This window comes from Candidatus Cryosericum septentrionale, from assembly GCF_003570995.1.
GTDB lineage: Bacteria > Caldisericota > Caldisericia > Cryosericales > Cryosericaceae > Cryosericum > Cryosericum septentrionale.
Genome location: NZ_QXIY01000001.1, coordinates 87,735 through 104,725 on the forward strand (window position 1 = coordinate 87,735; position 16,991 = coordinate 104,725).

The 16,991-nt window shown below is 53.0% G+C and carries 12 protein-coding genes; 7 read left to right on the forward strand and 5 right to left on the reverse strand.

What is annotated here, in order from left to right:
- Window positions 1–121 precede the first annotated feature (121 nt).
- Both SMC1_RS00420 and SMC1_RS00425 read left to right on the forward strand, forming a co-directional pair.
- Window positions 122–574: a Panacea domain-containing protein gene (locus tag SMC1_RS00420; protein WP_119084844.1), complete on the forward strand. Its 453-nt coding sequence runs from the start codon at window positions 122–124 to the stop codon at window positions 572–574.
- Between the two features lie 106 nt (window positions 575–680).
- On the forward strand, window positions 681–950 hold the full coding sequence (locus tag SMC1_RS00425) for a hypothetical protein (protein WP_126855123.1): 270 nt from the start codon (window positions 681–683) through the stop codon (window positions 948–950).
- A gap of 167 nt (window positions 951–1,117) precedes the next feature.
- On the opposite strand, the gene SMC1_RS00430 is transcribed toward SMC1_RS00425, so the two are convergent.
- Entirely contained in the window at window positions 1,118–1,774 is a 657-nt protein-coding gene (locus tag SMC1_RS00430) for a DUF4145 domain-containing protein (protein WP_119084846.1), read from the reverse strand.
- Window positions 1,775–2,563: 789 nt separating this feature from the next.
- On the opposite strand from SMC1_RS00430, the gene SMC1_RS00435 reads away from it, so the two are divergent.
- Window positions 2,564–4,966 (forward strand): NACHT domain-containing protein, encoded by a 2,403-nt coding sequence (locus SMC1_RS00435; protein ID WP_119084847.1) that lies wholly within the window; start codon window positions 2,564–2,566, stop codon window positions 4,964–4,966.
- 256 nt (window positions 4,967–5,222) lie between these two features.
- Here SMC1_RS00435 and SMC1_RS11160 read toward each other — a convergent pair whose 3' ends face one another.
- Both SMC1_RS11160 and SMC1_RS00445 read right to left on the reverse strand, forming a co-directional pair.
- Window positions 5,223–5,387 (reverse strand): DUF72 domain-containing protein, encoded by a 165-nt coding sequence (locus SMC1_RS11160; protein WP_119084848.1) that lies wholly within the window; start codon window positions 5,385–5,387, stop codon window positions 5,223–5,225.
- A gap of 568 nt (window positions 5,388–5,955) precedes the next feature.
- Window positions 5,956–7,236, reverse strand: coding sequence for a hypothetical protein (locus tag SMC1_RS00445; protein WP_119084849.1), 1,281 nt, complete (start codon window positions 7,234–7,236; stop codon window positions 5,956–5,958).
- 573 nt (window positions 7,237–7,809) lie between these two features.
- On the opposite strand from SMC1_RS00445, the gene SMC1_RS11070 reads away from it, so the two are divergent.
- From SMC1_RS11070 to SMC1_RS00460, 4 genes are all read left to right on the forward strand, one after another.
- Complete coding sequence (locus SMC1_RS11070; protein WP_279386552.1) at window positions 7,810–7,941, forward strand: hypothetical protein; 132 nt, start codon at window positions 7,810–7,812, stop codon at window positions 7,939–7,941.
- A complete protein-coding gene (locus tag SMC1_RS00450) occupies window positions 7,938–9,290 on the forward strand; it encodes a hypothetical protein (protein WP_119084850.1) in 1,353 nt (450 codons plus the stop codon). The genes SMC1_RS11070 and SMC1_RS00450 overlap by 4 nt, the downstream gene beginning before the upstream one ends.
- Window positions 9,268–10,275, forward strand: coding sequence for a hypothetical protein (locus tag SMC1_RS00455; protein ID WP_126855124.1), 1,008 nt, complete (start codon window positions 9,268–9,270; stop codon window positions 10,273–10,275). The genes SMC1_RS00450 and SMC1_RS00455 overlap by 23 nt, the downstream gene beginning before the upstream one ends.
- A 305-nt stretch (window positions 10,276–10,580) precedes the next feature.
- Window positions 10,581–11,129: a hypothetical protein gene (locus SMC1_RS00460; protein WP_119084852.1), complete on the forward strand. Its 549-nt coding sequence runs from the start codon at window positions 10,581–10,583 to the stop codon at window positions 11,127–11,129.
- Between the two features lie 399 nt (window positions 11,130–11,528).
- Here SMC1_RS00460 and SMC1_RS00465 read toward each other — a convergent pair whose 3' ends face one another.
- Window positions 11,529–14,129, reverse strand: coding sequence for a DEAD/DEAH box helicase family protein (locus tag SMC1_RS00465; protein WP_119084853.1), 2,601 nt, complete (start codon window positions 14,127–14,129; stop codon window positions 11,529–11,531).
- A complete protein-coding gene (locus tag SMC1_RS00470) occupies window positions 14,107–16,062 on the reverse strand; it encodes a DNA methyltransferase (RefSeq protein WP_119084854.1) in 1,956 nt (651 codons plus the stop codon). Before SMC1_RS00470 ends, SMC1_RS00465 begins: the two co-directional genes overlap by 23 nt.
- Between the last annotated feature and the right edge of the window lie 929 nt (window positions 16,063–16,991).

Here is a 16,991-nt window from a genome sequence, read left to right on the forward strand (position 1 = left end):
GTGGCCAAGGGAGTTCGGGATGAATTGAGATGATGCAACGCGCCCCTCGACTTTTCGGATAATGATTCCATACTAGTCACAGTATTTTCGGTTTGTGTAAGAACAGGGGAGGCGAAAGATTATGAGCAATCTGACTGCCTTAAGTGTGGCTGGCTACTTCATAGAACTTGCAGCGGAATCGGATGAGAACGATCTCACTAATCTGAAGCTGCAGAAACTGCTGTACTTCGCTCAAGGTAAACATTTGTCACAATTTGACACACCGCTGTTTCACGACGATATCGAGGCTTGGAAGCTTGGCCCCGTTGTTCGAGCAGTCTACTCGGAGTACAAGAAGTGCGGGGCATTTCCTATAACCGTGTTTGATGGTTCCCCCACGTCTGCATCTCGCAATCTGCCGGAACCCATCAAGGCATTTCTCAAGAAGAGAGTGTGGGACAAGTACGGCAAGTATTCTGCCAGTTACCTAGTCAGCCTTTCGCACAAACAGGGAGGACCGTGGAGGAAATTCTACAAAGCAGAGACCAATGCCACAATTCCCTTGGATGCATTGAAGGCGGCTGGTGAAGAGTAGTTGTTCAAATAAGTCTAGAGTAGGATATCTCCCGTGCTTCTCGATGTACAATTACGCCCATTTTCCCTGTGAGAAGCTGTATTGCAACGTTTCCGCAGTTAACAAAGTGAAACAGCTGATGTCTGCTTTCGTTGACAACTGCGATCCCCGGCAACTACACCTTGACGCGGGAATTGGAAAGGGAGGAATAGAGCCCATTAGACCTGACACCAAGGAAGGAAAGAAATGGATAGGGCTATTCTCGGTTCCTTTCCAGATCTATCGTATTGACTACGGAGACACGAAGTTCAAGGTCCTATTTGGATTTAGCACCTCGGACGGCAAGCGGATGGCCTATGTTCTTGCTTTTGACATGAAACACGAGACGTTTGGGTAGTCCTTTGAGCTCGGCTTCTCACGGTTGTCGTCCGACCAGCCTTGTCCAAACCGCGGCGTCATCGGAATTGCAGAGTGGGGGCTCAACAGTGTCCGCACCGCGTATCGGTCGTGGGCTAAGTGTCAAGCTACAGTCCTCTGTTGCTCGCAGGGGAGATCTCAGTACCGCTAGATCGTTCGCTTCCCCGCAGCCTTCAGTTTCTCGTTCAGCTGGTCCGTCGTGCGCATGATGGCTGCTGGCTTCACATAGTAGAAGTCGAAGAGCTCGTCTAACACATCCAGGTTCCACTCGGCTTCGCCGGGCTCCACGTCTATGATTGCCGCGGTCGTTGCGTCCTTGTCGGGATGAGCAGCGAAGTTTCCGATGGTCCGAACCTGATCCAACATCTTGACCAAGTATCCTGGTAGTTGAGACCCCACCTCATCAATCTGCTGAGACAGCTTCTTCTCGGGTGTCGCCCGTCCTGCGCTGACAAGTACCGTTTCCAGACATCTTCGCGAAATGGCTGCACTGCCCTTTGAACTCAGTGGAAGGATTAGGGCTGCCTCGTCGTAGTCTGCCTTGATCGCGGGTGGAACTTCCGGAGAAACAGGAGCTCTCTTCGAGTTCAGAGGGTATATGAGCGTCTCTCGCGAAGACTCTCCTTTCGGATGGTGAATGAGGGTAATAACAATACCATGACAGTGCGGACAGTCAACCCAGCGAAGTGAATAGTCAGTCCAATACGGTCCCACCTGGAGATCTTCTGTGCCCCCCTTTGTAAATTGAACGGAGATTCCGCAGTGAGGACAGCGAGCGCTACCTTCAACAGAATAGTCATCCATGTAGTTGCTCTCCTTTCTCAAAACGAGGAATCGAGATCATTGCTCTGTCTGATCATCCCAGAGACGAGCAATAGCAGCGCCTAGAACCAATGCTCTATTACTATAGTCATCTCACTCCAGTATTCAATCTATGCTTCTCGAAGAAGAGTTCCTGGAATACTCGCCCGCGCAGAGACTCCGGGACGACCGTCGGAATTCGCGAGCTTGACGAGTCGGTCAACACTCTCGGTCTGGTTTGGAATGTCTTGGTCCAATCCTTGGCGTTGCAGTCGCCTGTTCATCCCCTGAAAACGTCCACGTATTCGCGAGGCCTCTTATTGTTTCGTTTTTGCCGACGACTTTTCTGGGTCGCACACTTAATGTCGTCGTTGGCCATCGGATGCCCAGAATCCTCGGTTACCGGGTCACGGACTCTGCCACGGCAAAACGACGTTGTTCATAGCGAATCAAGGCGGCGTAAGCTTCCACCCGCCAGCTCGGCGCCGCATTCGAATTCTAGTCGGGGAAAAAGGGCGAACAATCGGCGCAGAATCAGTCATTCTGACTGGATGGAGATGAACCCGCCAAGGATGGTCTTTGGCAATCGCAGTCGTTTTTCGAGCTGCAATGCCCTCCGTTTGCGTCCGGATCGCAACTTGCTGCTTGTTGGCATTGACTGACATTGCCTATCTGTGCCTGATGACTATACTCGATTCATAATGCAGGCTTGTTGACACTACAGAGCGGAGAGCGCTAAGGACGCTCACCGAAGTTCCATCTTATGAGAGGCAAAACCCGGAGGAGGATACAGTGGACCAGACGATAGACCTTGCAGGCCAAGCGCGTAGCCTTGTCCGGTCAGAACGAGAGAAGATTCTCTGCGAAATCCCGGAAACCGAGCTCCATGGGCATCTGAAATCTCTGTTTGAAAAAATGCAGCCAGACTACACAGTCGAGGTCACGCACGGAGTCGCGGAGTACGGAAAGGATCTCGTCATTGTGAAGCGGGACAAGTTCGCTGCCCAGGTCGTCGGCATCGTCGTCAAGCGCGGAGACATCAAAGGGAAGACTGTTGGTCACGTCGAGGATATTCTGTCCTCTGTTGAGCGAGCTTTCAAGACAGGAACACCTCGGGAGCTTGCGGAAATTGAGAGTCAGATGCGTCAAGCTGCCGAGCTTGGCGCGGAGTTGAAGGCTACGTTTGCCGAGTTGAGGGTGACCGACGTCTATGTCGTGATCGCAGGCACGATAAGTGTTTCTGCCCGGAAACGCCTCAAAGGTCAACTCCACGTTCCCATACAAGTGTTTGACCTAACGTGGCTCGTAGACAATTTCACAGATTTCTACCCGCAGGTTTTTTTTGATGGGCGGGCGCAAAACTACATTCAGTCCGAAATCGAGAGACTTCAGCGTACTCCGTGGATGAGCCAAAAGGGTAGAAACCTGACGGACTACTATGTTGACCCGACTTTCATGTCCTGTGACATTCCTATTGACCTGAATCTGGACCACCTTGCCGCGCTTGCGGAGCTTCGACGTTTTCCATTTCAGAAGCTGCCAGACATAATCACCCAAAAAGGGCACGTGCTAATCCTTGGGGATCCTGGAAGCGGGAAGTCGGCAGCACTGGCGAAGATGGCGCTGGACAAGCTTCGGGTGGCATCGACGCAGTTGCGTGCGGGCCAGCGCAATGCCCCTGAGCTCAGAATCCCCGTGTTTCTGACGGCACGCGAGCTGTTGTCGATTCGAAGTGCGGAGGAGTTGCTTACACTTCGGCTCAAGGATCCAAGAGTAGTGCCCGAGGGAGCACGTATTGACTGTCTCCTTGTCGACGGACTCGATGAAATACCGAGAAAAGACAGGCTGACGGCTCTCCAGAGGGCTACAGAGCTCGCCGATTCACAGAAGTGCTCGGTCGTCGTGGCAAGCAGAAGAGTAAGCGATGTTCAGGCAGTCAGTAACGGCAACTATGCACGGTATGAGATTCTGCCGTTCGGAACAGGGCAGGCCATCGAGCTGTTCAAGCACCTGGCGTCCTCTAGCATCATGTTGGAGGCACTTACCGAAGGGCTACAGCGCATTCAACTGCAAATACCACTTTTCCCCCTGTCGCTTCTGCTCCTCATCAGGCTTGTCGAACAAGAGAAGGAAATACCTGCATCTATTACTGAACTCTACACCGATTTCCTTGACATTGCGCTTGGCAAATTCGATCCAGACAAAGGGATCCAGGTGCTCTTTGAGTACCACATGAAGGAGGACTTTCTTGCACATCTCGCCTACGGCGAGTTCTTCGAGAAAGACCGTCTGGCGATACCGCGTGAGGATTTTGACTCCTTCTTGGACACGTATGTCGTTGATTTGGACATCAACAGAGAGAAACTCCAGGATTTCTTGACAGACTTGGAGAGAGCCGGCATCCTAGATTTGAAGGACGAGGTCGAGTTCAAGCATCGATCCTTTCTAGATTACTTCACTGCGTCCTACATCTATGGACACCGCGAAGAAATCGAACATCTCCACGACCGCATTGTCCAGATCTACTACGAAGGATTCTGGGAGGAAGTCGCGTTCTTCTACGTAGGGCTGAAAATGGAGTTGAATGACGACCTAATGAGCAAGCTGCTGCAGCATGAACACGTGACGCTCTCCGACCTGGTGCTAAGGCTGCTGATTGGGCGCCTGCTGCAGGCGGGGTGGAAATCGACGTCAAGCGTGAAGCGTCGTGGTATCGACGGTGCAATTGATGTGGCAGAGCCAATCTACACGTCATTCCTCGAAGTGTGCAGGAAACGCGATGCAGTCTTTCCTTCGATATACTCCGATTTTCTTATGTTGAGTCTTGTAGAGGCGTCTTTCAGCAGCAATTTCCTGAAGACGCAACTGGCGGATCTATTCGCACAGTGCATTTCTCGGAACGACGATAGGGCGCTCTCGCGATCAATCTTGTTTCTCTGGGCAGAGCAGCGCCTGATGACACCAGGTGAACTCCGAGGAGCTGTAGAACAGTGCTCAAAACTCCTGAGCGGCGTTCGCGCTTTCTTGCCTGCCGAAAGAGCGAGGTACCTCTGGCTGCTGAAGTTGATTGGTAGAAAGGATCGGGAGCTTGAGCAACTTATCACTAAGAAGTTGAAGAGGCTGACGAAGGTTCATCCCGATGTCATGAAAGGATTGCTGCCGTACCGACAGCCTCTGCGAAGCCTTAAACGCTGAGTCTTCGGAGTCCTTGTCCACCTTTCGCCGGACGCAGGCGCCTCGTCGAATAGTTCTGTCAGGGCGCTCGTCGTTCAGAATGCATTGTGGCATGAATCCTTCATCAGTATGTCGAGGGTACTGATACATTCTGTGGCGTTCACAAAACGGAAGAATGCGGCGATGGGAACGTGCGTCACACAGATGCTTTTCCCGGCCGACGACGCCTCGCAAGATGCAGGAAACAGCAGCATCGTCCTTGGGTTCTTCGCGTTCTTCACCAGCCGCGGTAGCAGTTGTTGGCCATGACAAACATGAGGCGCGCGTGTTGGACCATCTGGTCGATCGCCAGCCGCATTTGTTCCAGCTCCCGTGGCAAGTAGAGGTAGTCATAGCGCTGCTCCCTGCTGGCGCCGAACCAGTTGGGGTTGCGGCCGTGCAGGCGGAAATACCTATATCACTCGTGACCGCACGGATCAGGGGGATGAGTTCTGGCAGATGCGGTTCCTCCACGGCAACGTACCCGAGCCGCTCCCATTCCAAGAAGGTTAGCGCGTCACCCTCGTGCCATAAAACATATGGTGGACCCGGGCGATTCCAACTGGAACCTGTTGTTGGCAGAACTATCAAGACTTAGCAAGATTGTTGAACGACCCACGAACGACAGGGACCATGGGTCCTCAAGCACAGCAGCACCAGAGCTGAGGGAGAGATAGCAGCACCCACGATCAGGGGGATATCCTCCCGATGTTCACTACCCAAGTCTGTAGAACCAATACTCTATTACTATAGTCATCTCACAACAGTATTCAATCTATGCTTCTGGAAAAAGAGTCCTTGGGATCCTCGCCCGCATCGAAGAAGTCGTCACCGGATGTGATCGCTACGGTGTCGCAGGCGATGAGATCCACAGTGTGACTTTCCCTCGATGCGCGGGAGACCGTGGGTCTGGAGGTTGACGAAGTGCCAAGCTTTCCTGGAATGCCCCAGTTGGGACATGTCACTTCCGGTCACTTCCCGCGCAGCTGCTCCACGACCTGCCGCGCCTCGTCTTCTCGATGCGCCTTGGCTGCAGTTGCCAGAAAATCGGAAAACATACCGTTCAAGGTGGTCTGTAGAAGATCACCAAGCTGCCGACTGGCTTCCGTCGTCGTGTGCAGAACGACCTTAAACCCTGGCAGCACTGCCCTGGCAGAGACGTCTCCCGCCGTGTCAAGAAAGTCCTGCATAGTGCCGCAGATCTTGCCGACTTCATCTTGAGCTGGCCGCACAGCGGTTGTCAGGATCCCCGTTAGGAGACCCATGAACTTGAAGTTACTGTCCAACTGACTTGAAAAGTCGGCACTCGCCGGGTCGAGCATCGCAGTGTAGACATAGCCCTTCGTTGCTGCTTCTACTGCACTGAGGCAATGAGCGGATGCATCGTTTGCAGAACGGCTCATGTGCTCGAGAGCGGCCGTCAGGTCTTGGCCCAGGTAACCGCGGACAAGGCCATCTCTGATCGTCTTTGCCGACATGTCTTCCAGCAGGACAGCTGTCTCGAACTCCTCGAGCCACGAATCGCGTAGGGAATCCGCGAGAACCAGAGTCAGGATGACAAGACCCAGGAGGACCCCGATGAATGCAAATCCCGCAGTCAGGAGATTGACGCCACCTGTCTCAAGAGCAAGCACATTGCTCGATCGGTAGGCGAGCACCCAGGCTATCGTAGTTGCCACCATGATCACACAGCATAGCCATTTCCATAACCCCCCCTCAAGGAAGCCCCACAGGTTGATGCTCTGCTCTCCCAGAGTGGCACGCCGGTATGAGCGAATGGTCCATGTGACACAGTAGTAGAGGGCGGCCCAGAACGCCCAGTAGAAAACAGAAGGGGTCCATTGGGGCTCAGTATTCATGCCCGTGACAAACCAGAGACACACGCAAATGAGAAGCACCATGGACAGTCCCCACCCACGAACGTGGTCCTGCGCAGCGCTGAGTGGGGCGACTGAGTGGATGTGTTTCGATTCGTGGAGAGCACGGTAGGCAGCGGAGACTGGCCCTGTCAACAGCGAAAAAAGCACGATCACGCCCGCGTACAGTTCCAACGATGTCACTACGAGAAGGTCGGAGCGAAATTGCAGGTCTACCACCAAACGTGGGACGAGCTGAAGCACGCGAGAGAAGCAGAGCGCCGTGAACGCCAGAACCGTCCATGCCTGAAATCCGGAAGAAGTGCGTCTGTTCAGACGTCGGTCGTTCAGATTCCGTACGTACTGAATCCAATCTGCCTTCTCAGTATCCGGCAATGTATGCCTCCGACTCACGGACAGTCCGTAGGGATGGTTCGAGAAGTGCCGTCCCCTCCCTCAAACGTGTTCTGCCAACTGCAGTTCCCGTGCTTTCCAAGCGCTCCGACACACTGGATCTGTGCGCGAGGCCCTCCTCCTCCTCATATTTTACCTTCAATTCCAATTGGTTTCAACGCCCGAGGACCATTGGGCGCAGGCGGCACCGATGGGCATAGGAGAAGCGTGAAGAAGCCGAAGCATTACGCAACCGGTGAGGGGCGGGGTCGTCTTCGGGTTGTTCCCGTCGTCTATCACACCCTCGCCCGTTGCCAAAGAGATGACTCTCTGGTCTCCAGCTGACGGGACAACAAGCGGCACCGACTTCCCCCACTCATCCAAAAAGAGAGGAAGAGAATTGGCGGTCTCAGGAGTACCACTGCAGAGAATTGCCGCCACACACTCCCGATTGTCGAAGCTCGCTCCGAAACGGATGCAAAGGCTCGCACAATAGCCACCTAGTTTGCTTGACAAAGCACGAGGGCATCGTACCATGGTTGTTGAAGGCGTGACAATGCTTGAAGGAGGGTCTTGATGGACTTCAAGGACGAGATTCACAGGTTTGGGGCAGGGGCGGTCCAGCTACGTACGCGACCGCGTACTGCCGGACAACTTGAGGCTGCGGTGCAGACGTACGAGGCGAAAACCACAGAACAGCGGCCATGACTGGGAATACTGACAGCAAGGAGGGCCTTCCGGACGGAATCGGCGATTTTGGTTTCGTTGGTTCTGCAGACCTGAGGACAAGCCTGCAGAGCGACTACGCGGAACTCGAGAAGGCCCTTCAAGGGGAGCTGTGGAAATCGGCTTGTGTGCTTGCTGGCAGCATTGCGGAGGCAGCCCTACTTGATTACATAGACATTCTTGGTCACTGCTCAGCAACGCAAGAGGATCTCGCGCGCGAGATGTTGCCAGGCCTTATCAATGCGGCTGTTGGTATCGATGTGCTCACAGCATCGCAACCTCAAGCAGTCGCTTGGAGTCTCACGGATTTGACTCAGGCAGGCAGAGACGCACTCAGGTCCGACAGTGATTATGCTCTCAGAACGGTCTACTTGATGTCCTCAGCCGTCAAGGATTTTCGTAATCTCATCCATCCTGGACGAGAGCTTCGCCTGAGAGAGAAAGCCGACAGGAACATTGCGATGGCGGCCCGAGCCTTTGTCGATCGACTGATACTGGAATTGGGAAGGGAGTCCAGGAGACGCTTTCCATACTCGGCAGAAGACGTAATCAATAAGGTCCAGTGCGATGAAGGCGCACGGACTGTTCTGTTGGACATTGTACGTAAGACGCGCCCGTCTGAGATCAGCCGTCTGCTGGTGGACTTGGCGCCCAAGGCCTATCTGGATTCTCTGAGTCTTCTACTGAACGCTCCTGGACCGGTCCAGGACCAAGACGACCTTGACTTCTTCAACAAGACACCGGATGACGTCAATGTCGCGGATGCCAAGAGTCTGTGCAAGTGGGTAACGCAAGCCTATTGTCTGGCTTTCGATTCTGCCAGTACGGACCAGAAGAGGGCCGCGCTTCACGCTATTGCCTCGCTGCTCGTGAAGAGGTCATCGTCGGAGGTAACCAACATAGAGCTTCACCTTCTTCGCATGCCCACTCTGCAATATGCTTCGACCGAAGACCAACTGCTCATTGTTGGTGATGTCCTAGACCGTATCCAGGTCTATCCTTCCGGCAAACGGTTCATCGAATCCGGTGGGGGAATTGGGGCATTCCTGACTCCGGAGCAGTCAGCGGGACTCGCGGAGACTCTGCTGGGCAAAGGATGGCCGCTTTGGGGACCGCAAAGCACTGGGAAAGAGGCGAAAGACTTCCTGAGGCGGGAGTACTCCATCATGCCTGCCGACAGCGCAAGATCTGTCTCTGCCGTCGCAGACCGCCTTCGCCGAAAACTCGGCACTGTCAAGGGGTCCGAGGATAGAGCCAAGAGCATTCAGGAACTGCTAGATTACTGGGACCGGGGGTCTCCGCCCCCTGATGGAGTTTCGCACTCATCCTAGCGTTCCATACATCGATGTACATTGGAGGGGGAGAGACTTGACTAAGATGGTTCACGTCACATACGAGGACATCAGGAAGATTCTGAAGGCCCATGACAAAGAAATCTCCATCGGCCCCCCCGACAGCGAGCTCGAGTACAATGAGCTGAAGACGGCTCTGGAAGCCGTGGTTAAGCCTAACGATCAGACCCCAGTGGCCGTACTTGGCATCGATGTGTACAGGTACAGTCAACAAGCCGACTCCCTCCGGCAGTCACTAGTGCCGTTTGTGCTACGAATGCTGTACCAGACGACATGGGCAAAGTGCTGCAAAGAATCGCAGTATCTGTTTCAGAAATACACTGCCAGCGACTATAACGAACACTTCATCGATACCGGGGACGGCGGTTACCTGCTCTTTGACACCCCAATACATGCTTTGATCTTTGCAATCAACTTCGAGATCATGCTCAGGCTCTTCAACTCATTCTGGTGGTACCCGGGCCTGCGGACTGTCCTGGGGGAGGAAATCAGTCTGCGATATGCCGTGACCTATGGCGGTGTGTTCTCCTTTGGGACCAATTTTTACGGACCGAGCATCATAACCAATGCGAGGATGCTCGGGAAGGACCATCTCAACAGGTTCCTGATTGACCAGTACACGTTCGGTTGGTTCGTCAAGTCTATCAGAGGTATTGAGAATATACCGTGTGTTGGACTGCAGGATCTGAAGAATCTTCCGGAATTTGGCGAGTACGACCCATCCCTGATGGACAAGGAGAGCTCCGCGTTCTTCCAGAAAGAAGGCACGGCGGAAGCTAAGTCGCATTGGAAAGACATCGATGTCCTGAAGCTCGGAGACATCACGGTCAAGGCCCAGACTATGTGTGTCTATGGTTTGCACATTCACTACGTGTCCACACTAGTCGCTCACAATGACAGGAAGAAAAGGAAGATACCGGTCACCATCACACTTGGGAACCTGAATACCTCAGGGATTGAATAGTGGGTGGCACTGATGCCGACGTGAAAGGCGACTCGCTCGACGAGCTCTACGAAGTTGAATCCTAGCCAACGTGGACTGTGGATAACAGGCGTTGCTGGTGTGGCTCATGTTATTGGCGGAATCACGCGTGTGGGCAGGGGCTGAGCACAAGGGACCGATAGGATGTCTGCCCACGTCAGCGTCACAAACAGGAGCGCACCGGCGCGAGAATTGGAGAGGCCGAGGAAAAACGACTTCGGCGTGATGGACACACGAGCGTGCTGGCCGATTGCAGCTGAGACAACCGATAGGAGGAGGCCCAGGACATGAAGCTAGATTCACTTGCAGCATTGTTGAGGGAGTATCAGGGCATCCTGGGAGCGCTCTTGGGAGTCCTGCTTACCCTGATTGCGACGTCACTACTGCGATTCGCAGGGAAGACGTCATGCCACACGACGAAATGGAGTCTGCACATGTCCCAGCCCGGCGGAGATGCGAAGACCATAGAACAGGCGGATATGCTAGGATATGCACTGGAGGTCGATTTGTTCAACCCATCCGATGTTCCGCGCGGACTGCGCAGTTTCGCGGTCACTATCGAGGCAAGTAGAGGAGACGCCGTGGCTACCGAGCAGCCCTATGATAGCGAGACGCGGCACGAAATCGCTGAAGGCTGGTCATTCACGGAATGTGACCCAGTCCGAATTGTTAATCTGAGTCCTCACTCATTCCGACCACTCAGTCTTGAGGGCTCAGTCTTACGAAAAAAACACCCCTCGCTCTTCAAACCCGGTAGCTACGTGGTCACCCTGACAGCTGCTGGCCCACGGGGGCGCAAAGCCAAATGGGTTGTGGCCCGAGTAACCTTCGACTAGTCGCGGAACACCCGCGAGTAATCGGGTGGGGTTCTCCAACCGCTCTGTGAGCCATCATAGGCCCATACCCGGAACTCACTTCCCCCAAATGGGCCTCTATTCTGATATCATACGGTGCTATGTACGGTTATGCATCCTAGATTGCAGCAGAAGGGCTCTGTTGAGGTCACGCGGGGTCGCTAAAGCTGGCAGAGATTCAGAGCAGATCCCTCCCATGCTTGACGGAGAGAGATACCACCAGGACAGTGTCGCTTGCAGTCATGGACAGCGAAGTGCAGCCAAAGGGCCTTCTCGTCACAGTGCAAGCAGTATTCGTGGCTCTGCTTCTGCGTAAGCTCGATCAAAGTCGCATGCGATGCTCGAACCAGCCTTAGCCACTCCGATATCTTGCGCAGAGCGTCACCCTGCTGGTTCTGTCTGGTCCAAAGCGGACTCAAGGCTTGCCTTGAATCGGTTCTCATCCTGACTGTTGTAGAATGGGAGGCCAATCAGACGATAGTACTTGTCTCCCAAGATGAGTCTTTCGCCTTTGAACCTCTTGGCGATCTCCTCCAGGAAGGTCTCCTTCCAGCTGTCGTGTTCGATGAGATGTGCTCCTTTGGGTTCGATGAACAGTTGGTACCCCAGCAAATCACCATCTTTCTTGCGCAGGAAGAGAACGAAGTCGGGTTGGAAAGCTTGCCCATCAGAGAAGTTGTAGATGGAGAAGTGCCCTTCGTTACGCACAAGGTAGATTTCATCGTATCGTGTTCCCAGTTTCTGCATTTCTCCATCGAGAACGTGCACGAGGCTCTTCTCTTCGCTTGTTCCGAAAATGGTGTTGAAGGCGAACCAGTCTTTGGAAGACACGAAGTGATCAAAGTCTTGGTCTTCAGCAGCACGTAGATTGCTAGGAGTGAACTTAAGAGTCTTGTTCTTGAAGACTTCTTTGACCCCTGCGGGGTGAAACTCCTCCGTTCCTTGGTAATCCGTGACCTGTTGGCGGATTTTGGCTTCGAGTTGCATTAGCAGACCTTGCACGGCCGACAATTTCTCGATGCGATTCTCCTCGAGCCCATCGAGGTTTCCGCTGAAGGTGATCTGTAGTCCGCCGAGGTAGTCCTCAGACGCCACAAAATCCTGCATCGAAGCGAGATTCGGGAAAAGACGCTTGAGAGAAACGAAAGTAAAGAATGGGTTGCGCGCTAGAGCGGATTGCACAATGTTGCACTCGATTTCCTTGACTCGAATATCGCGGCGCGCTTCTTCACTGGACACTGTTCCGTTTCTGTCGTTGTCCAGCGCAACGGTTGAGCCTCCATGGCCCGTGGCAATATGGTGGACGTAGTTGCGGCGCTTCACGCCCAGGTCAGAAAGCGATTGTACGTCGTGGAAGTCACTAGGGCGGCGGAGGTTGAACCAAACGACGCCATGTTGGTAGAAATCGGTTCTCTTGAATAGCTCTTTGAGTCTGAGCTCACGAGTGACCTCTTGTTGATCCATCATGCCCTGGTCAACAAGTGCGGACTGGATTTCAGCAACGTAGCGCGAGTCATTGATACTGTGATAGTCCAATTCTTCTAGCACGCGCAGTTCATGGTTCAAATCGCGGTCGAATTTGCGGCGGAAGAGATCATCGTTCCCGGGGAGGGCGAACGGAAAGTAGCGTGCCCCACGCCCGATGAGTTGTGCCTCGGACATCGTTGTTGCGCCGATCCTGTTATGTCCTGAATCGCGCACTTCGTAGCACCGGACGATATCGAACAAGTTCAGGACATCCCAGCCTTCGTTCAGTTTCTGCACGGCGAAGATGGCACGGGTGCGGTTGGTCTTGTCTTCGAGGGTGTTGAGCCGAATTTGGTCTCTCTGTGTTTCAATGTCATTGTTGACTGACAGGCAGTAATCAGGCTGAAACTCCCGCTTCAGTCGTTTGGCAAGTTGTGCAGCCGTAATATCTTGAGCGTCGAAGAAAGCAAACGCGCGGCGAATCAGTGGGATGTCCGACGCACGGCGCAGGGCGGTGATGTCCTTGGCTGAAAGGTTCTCGATGATTCGGTGAAAGTTGGCTTTGTTCTGGCGCGATTGTTCAACGGTATGCTGGGCCTTGAACAGAATGACGGGTTTGAGGTTGATGCGGTATTTGGCCGCTACCTCCTGTTTGTACTGGCTGAGGATCAAGGCCTGCAGAATGCGCCCGTCCTGCTGTAGATCAGAGTGAATAATAACAACGTCTTTCGAGTAGCGCTCGTTGCGGAACTGGCGCAGGTCGTAACGGATGATGACCTTGTTGCGATATTTGTCCACCATCGCGCGCGTTTCGTAATCATGTGTAGCAGTGAATTCCAGCAGCAGATTATCTTCATTTTGAGTGAATATGTCCTCGACGGTGTTTTCCCAACTCTCGAACATCTCCATCTCGGATTTGGTCTTGACGTTAATGTGATGCGCTTCGTCCGCAATCAACACGACTTTGTGTTTGCGGAAGTCCTCGTAAGTAATGGCATTCTCTCTCTCAGTGGTCAGATCGGAGTGGAGCTTCTGGATCGTCGTGAAGCAAATGTTGATATCCCCAGGATTGACACCTTCGAAGTTTCCGACGGGCGAAACGCTCACGCGGCGATTGTCGACATGGATTTCCCGATTGAACAGGTACTTGATTGAGGCAGGGTTGAGGAAGTTATCTTTGGTCTTTTCGATGATGTTGGTGGAGTTGACGAAAAACAGGAAATCGCGGTAGCCCTGCTCATAGAGGTACAAAATCAGCCCTGCCATGATGAGCGTCTTGCCGCTCCCCGTAGCCATGTTGAACAGCAAGTGGAGGGGATATTTCTTGTTAGGGAAGTCGTTCTTGTAGGAGTAAAAAAAGCGTGCAAAGGCTTCTACTTGATATGGGCGTAGTTCGTATTTTGGGTTCAGGTTCTGCCCGACGCAATCAGGGACTTCCTTCTTGAGAAAGCCCATACTTGAGACGGAGTCGAGTTGTTCATAGAGAAATTGCTTAGGCGTCGTATGCGTTTCCATAGAATGCCTTGTTCAGTGCTTTGTCTTCCTTGCTCACCTTGAATTGTGCGTCGTCAATCTCCGAGAGGTTGACGTAGAGCTGGTTCTTGTCGAGAAGTTCTGCCAGCAGGTGCTTCTGCTTCTCAAGTCCTTTCGGCTCTTTGCCAATTGCCTCAAAATCCCTGAGGGCATCTTCAGGCATTGCCGAATTGACATACCAGTTCAAGAATGAACCTTCCGCCATATCTTGCCAGATTTCCAGCAGTTCTTTGCTGGTCTTGGCGGTCTGAATACGTTCCATGAAAGCCTCGTTGTACTTCATCAATTCACAGTAGATGAAGTCGCAGTCTTGTCCTACAGCCGCCTTTCCTACTCTATTAACGGTGACATCACTTACATAGTCCATTTGCTCGCACAGAATGAACTGCCTGTTGCCCCCGTCTTCTCTGTTCAATTCTACTACTGCGTGAGCGGTCGTTCCTGATCCAGCAAAGAAATCCAGAACAGTATCATTCCCCCCGCGTTCAGTGAGAATGTCGATCGTATCTTTCACGGCATAGAGCGATTTAGGGTAACTGAAGACCTTCTCGCCGTTGAACATCCCCTTTAGCAGCATTGTGCCATTTGCTGACGCATCGTATTTTGAGTCAGTCCAAATCGTTTTGGGTTTTCTGCCCTCTTTTACCCTGTCTTTCATATACACAACCCACTTGCCAGTGGATTTCCTGCACACCATGTCCCCCCTTTCCACTGCTTTCAAGAACGAGGGTCTGGTCTGTCTCCAGACTCGCCTTTTTCCAAGCTTGTCGATAGGCAGAATCTCGACAGATCCTTCATTCTTCTCCAACGAGAAGGCTTGCTTCTTCTCGTTGTAGTAAACAGGATAGTAAGAGTTCGGTCTTTCTTCGGGAGTCGAGGTGCCTCCGCTTCTTCTAAACGGCAATAGGCGATAGTCGCCCGACTCATCCTTCTTGTCAAACTCCAGTTCTTGTTCCTTTGTCAGCTTTATGTAATTCACCGAGACGCTGTCGATATCTTTCGCATAGAACAGCGCATATTCGTGACATGTGGCGAAGTGCGTATTTGTTGTTCGTCCTCGCGGATTGCTTTGAATGACGATGGTCCCCAAGTAGTTCTCTCTATCGAATACTTCATCACACAGCAATTTCAGGTGGGCGTATTCATTGTCATCTATCGTAGCAACCAGAACTCCATCCTCCCTCAGCAAATCCTTCGCGACTTCTAGACGGTTCTTCATGAATGTAAGCCATGTCGAGTGGTTGAAGTTGTTGTTATACCCAAAGGTGTTGCTGTCTCCTGGGGTGTTATAGGGCGGGTCCGCATAGATCAACTTGACCTGTCCACGAAACTGCTGTGTCAGCGTGTGCACAGCCAGCAGGTTGTTCCCCTTGATTATCAAGTTGTCGCGAATCACGCCACCTTTATCGCGCTTGAAGTCAGTCACGGGTTCTGTGCCGTTCGCGGCGTGGCGCGCAAAGTTGGTCAGTACTTTGGGAGCGAGCAGGCGGTTGATTTCGTCCTGGGCCAGCACTTCGTTGAAGAAGATCTCTTTGCGCGTCTCTTCCTCCTTCGTCTGTCCACCCTCCAAGACCGTGTCTTTGTAGGGCCACACTAGCGCAACCTCGCCGCGCTCGCTCAGGAATCTGCCGCCAACTGTCAAACCAATGCGGTTCTTAAAACGCGTGTACGAGTTGTCCAGGAAGTCCTTCTGGGAGATGTAGTCAATGAAGGTATTGAGGTTGAAAACCCGGTGCCCGTCAATGTCATCAAAGAACGTGGCTTCCAGGTCAGCGTTCGCCAGCAACAGCCGCATTAGGTCATGGTCCATCTTCCAGGCGGAGTCCTGCACGGCGGCAAGGACGAGTTCGCCGTCATCATCCACAAAGCGCGGGTCGGTCTTGAGCAAATCGATTAGTGTCGGGTACAGTTTCATGGCAATCTCCTAGTGGCAATTTGTCGCTGAGTCGGCCACGACTCGGCAAAGATGCTGCCGTGAGAAGCACTCAGTCCACAATTAGCAATGAAGTTGTTGTTTCCAGCGTCCTAACCTCCGAGAGACGCGCTCTCATGTGCAGAAAGGTCTCCCAGAAGACTATACCACAGTGGAGCCTCCAGTACTAGCCGGGCGCGTTGGCAGGGCCAAACGGTCAGGATGCTTTCAGTGGAACAAAGAAAGCAGAGAGGAACGCAGTGCTTTCCAAGCGTTCTTCCGCTGTGGCGCCGGCAGTTCCAGGCGCTATAGGACCTCCACGTGACGGCTTACACGGTCAAACATCGTTCTCGAGGCGGGATCTGACCCAATTCGGTCCTCCCAGAGGAATCCGAGGCACCGTCCAACCGCTTCACTGGCTAGTGTTGGCCACTTCTCTGATCTTGTTCCACGGAAAAAAGGGTCTGTTCTGACGCCACATGAGTCAACATACCTGTGTGGAGTCCAAATCGCAGCAGACGGCCTCTATTGAGGTCACGCGATAGTCCCAGAAGCGAAAGAGACCCAGAACACCTTCCTGCTTCGTACGTCGAGACATTCCCGCAGATACCATCTGCCTCTCGCTGCACGAGTGTCGGTATCAGGAGTAGAAGTACGTTGATGCGACACACCAGAGTGCGATGTGTCGCCGTGCTTTCCGTGCGAGGAGCAGGAGAGTCCCCGCCTTGACTTAAGAGAAGTCATCTCTAAATGCCGTCAACCGCACGGCGAAATGCCTATGATGAGTAGTCTTACCACAGAGAGCACGTTGGTTTAACGAGTTCAGTACTGGATGAGGTGATATTCCGGATTCTTTGACATTGCTAGTGAGGGTACCCTTCCTGTTGTCTTTATATTCTTCGGACTGTATATGGGGGCTAAGGCACGTACAA

Bases quoted from the DNA above. Each gene is read 5' to 3' on its own strand.
- SMC1_RS00420 (WP_119084844.1), top strand. From the start codon at position 122: ATGAGCAATCTGACTGCCTTAAGTGTGGCTGGCTACTTCATAGAACTT.
- SMC1_RS00430 (WP_119084846.1), bottom strand. From the start codon at position 1,774: ATGGATGACTATTCTGTTGAAGGTAGCGCTCGCTGTCCTCACTGCGGA.
- SMC1_RS11070 (WP_279386552.1), top strand. From the start codon at position 7,810: ATGGACTTCAAGGACGAGATTCACAGGTTTGGGGCAGGGGCGGTCCAG.
- SMC1_RS00450 (WP_119084850.1), top strand. From the start codon at position 7,938: ATGACTGGGAATACTGACAGCAAGGAGGGCCTTCCGGACGGAATCGGC.
- SMC1_RS00455 (WP_126855124.1), top strand. From the start codon at position 9,268: ATGGAGTTTCGCACTCATCCTAGCGTTCCATACATCGATGTACATTGG.
- SMC1_RS00460 (WP_119084852.1), top strand. From the start codon at position 10,581: ATGAAGCTAGATTCACTTGCAGCATTGTTGAGGGAGTATCAGGGCATC.
- SMC1_RS00465 (WP_119084853.1), bottom strand. From the start codon at position 14,129: ATGGAAACGCATACGACGCCTAAGCAATTTCTCTATGAACAACTCGAC.
- SMC1_RS00470 (WP_119084854.1), bottom strand. From the start codon at position 16,062: ATGAAACTGTACCCGACACTAATCGATTTGCTCAAGACCGACCCGCGC.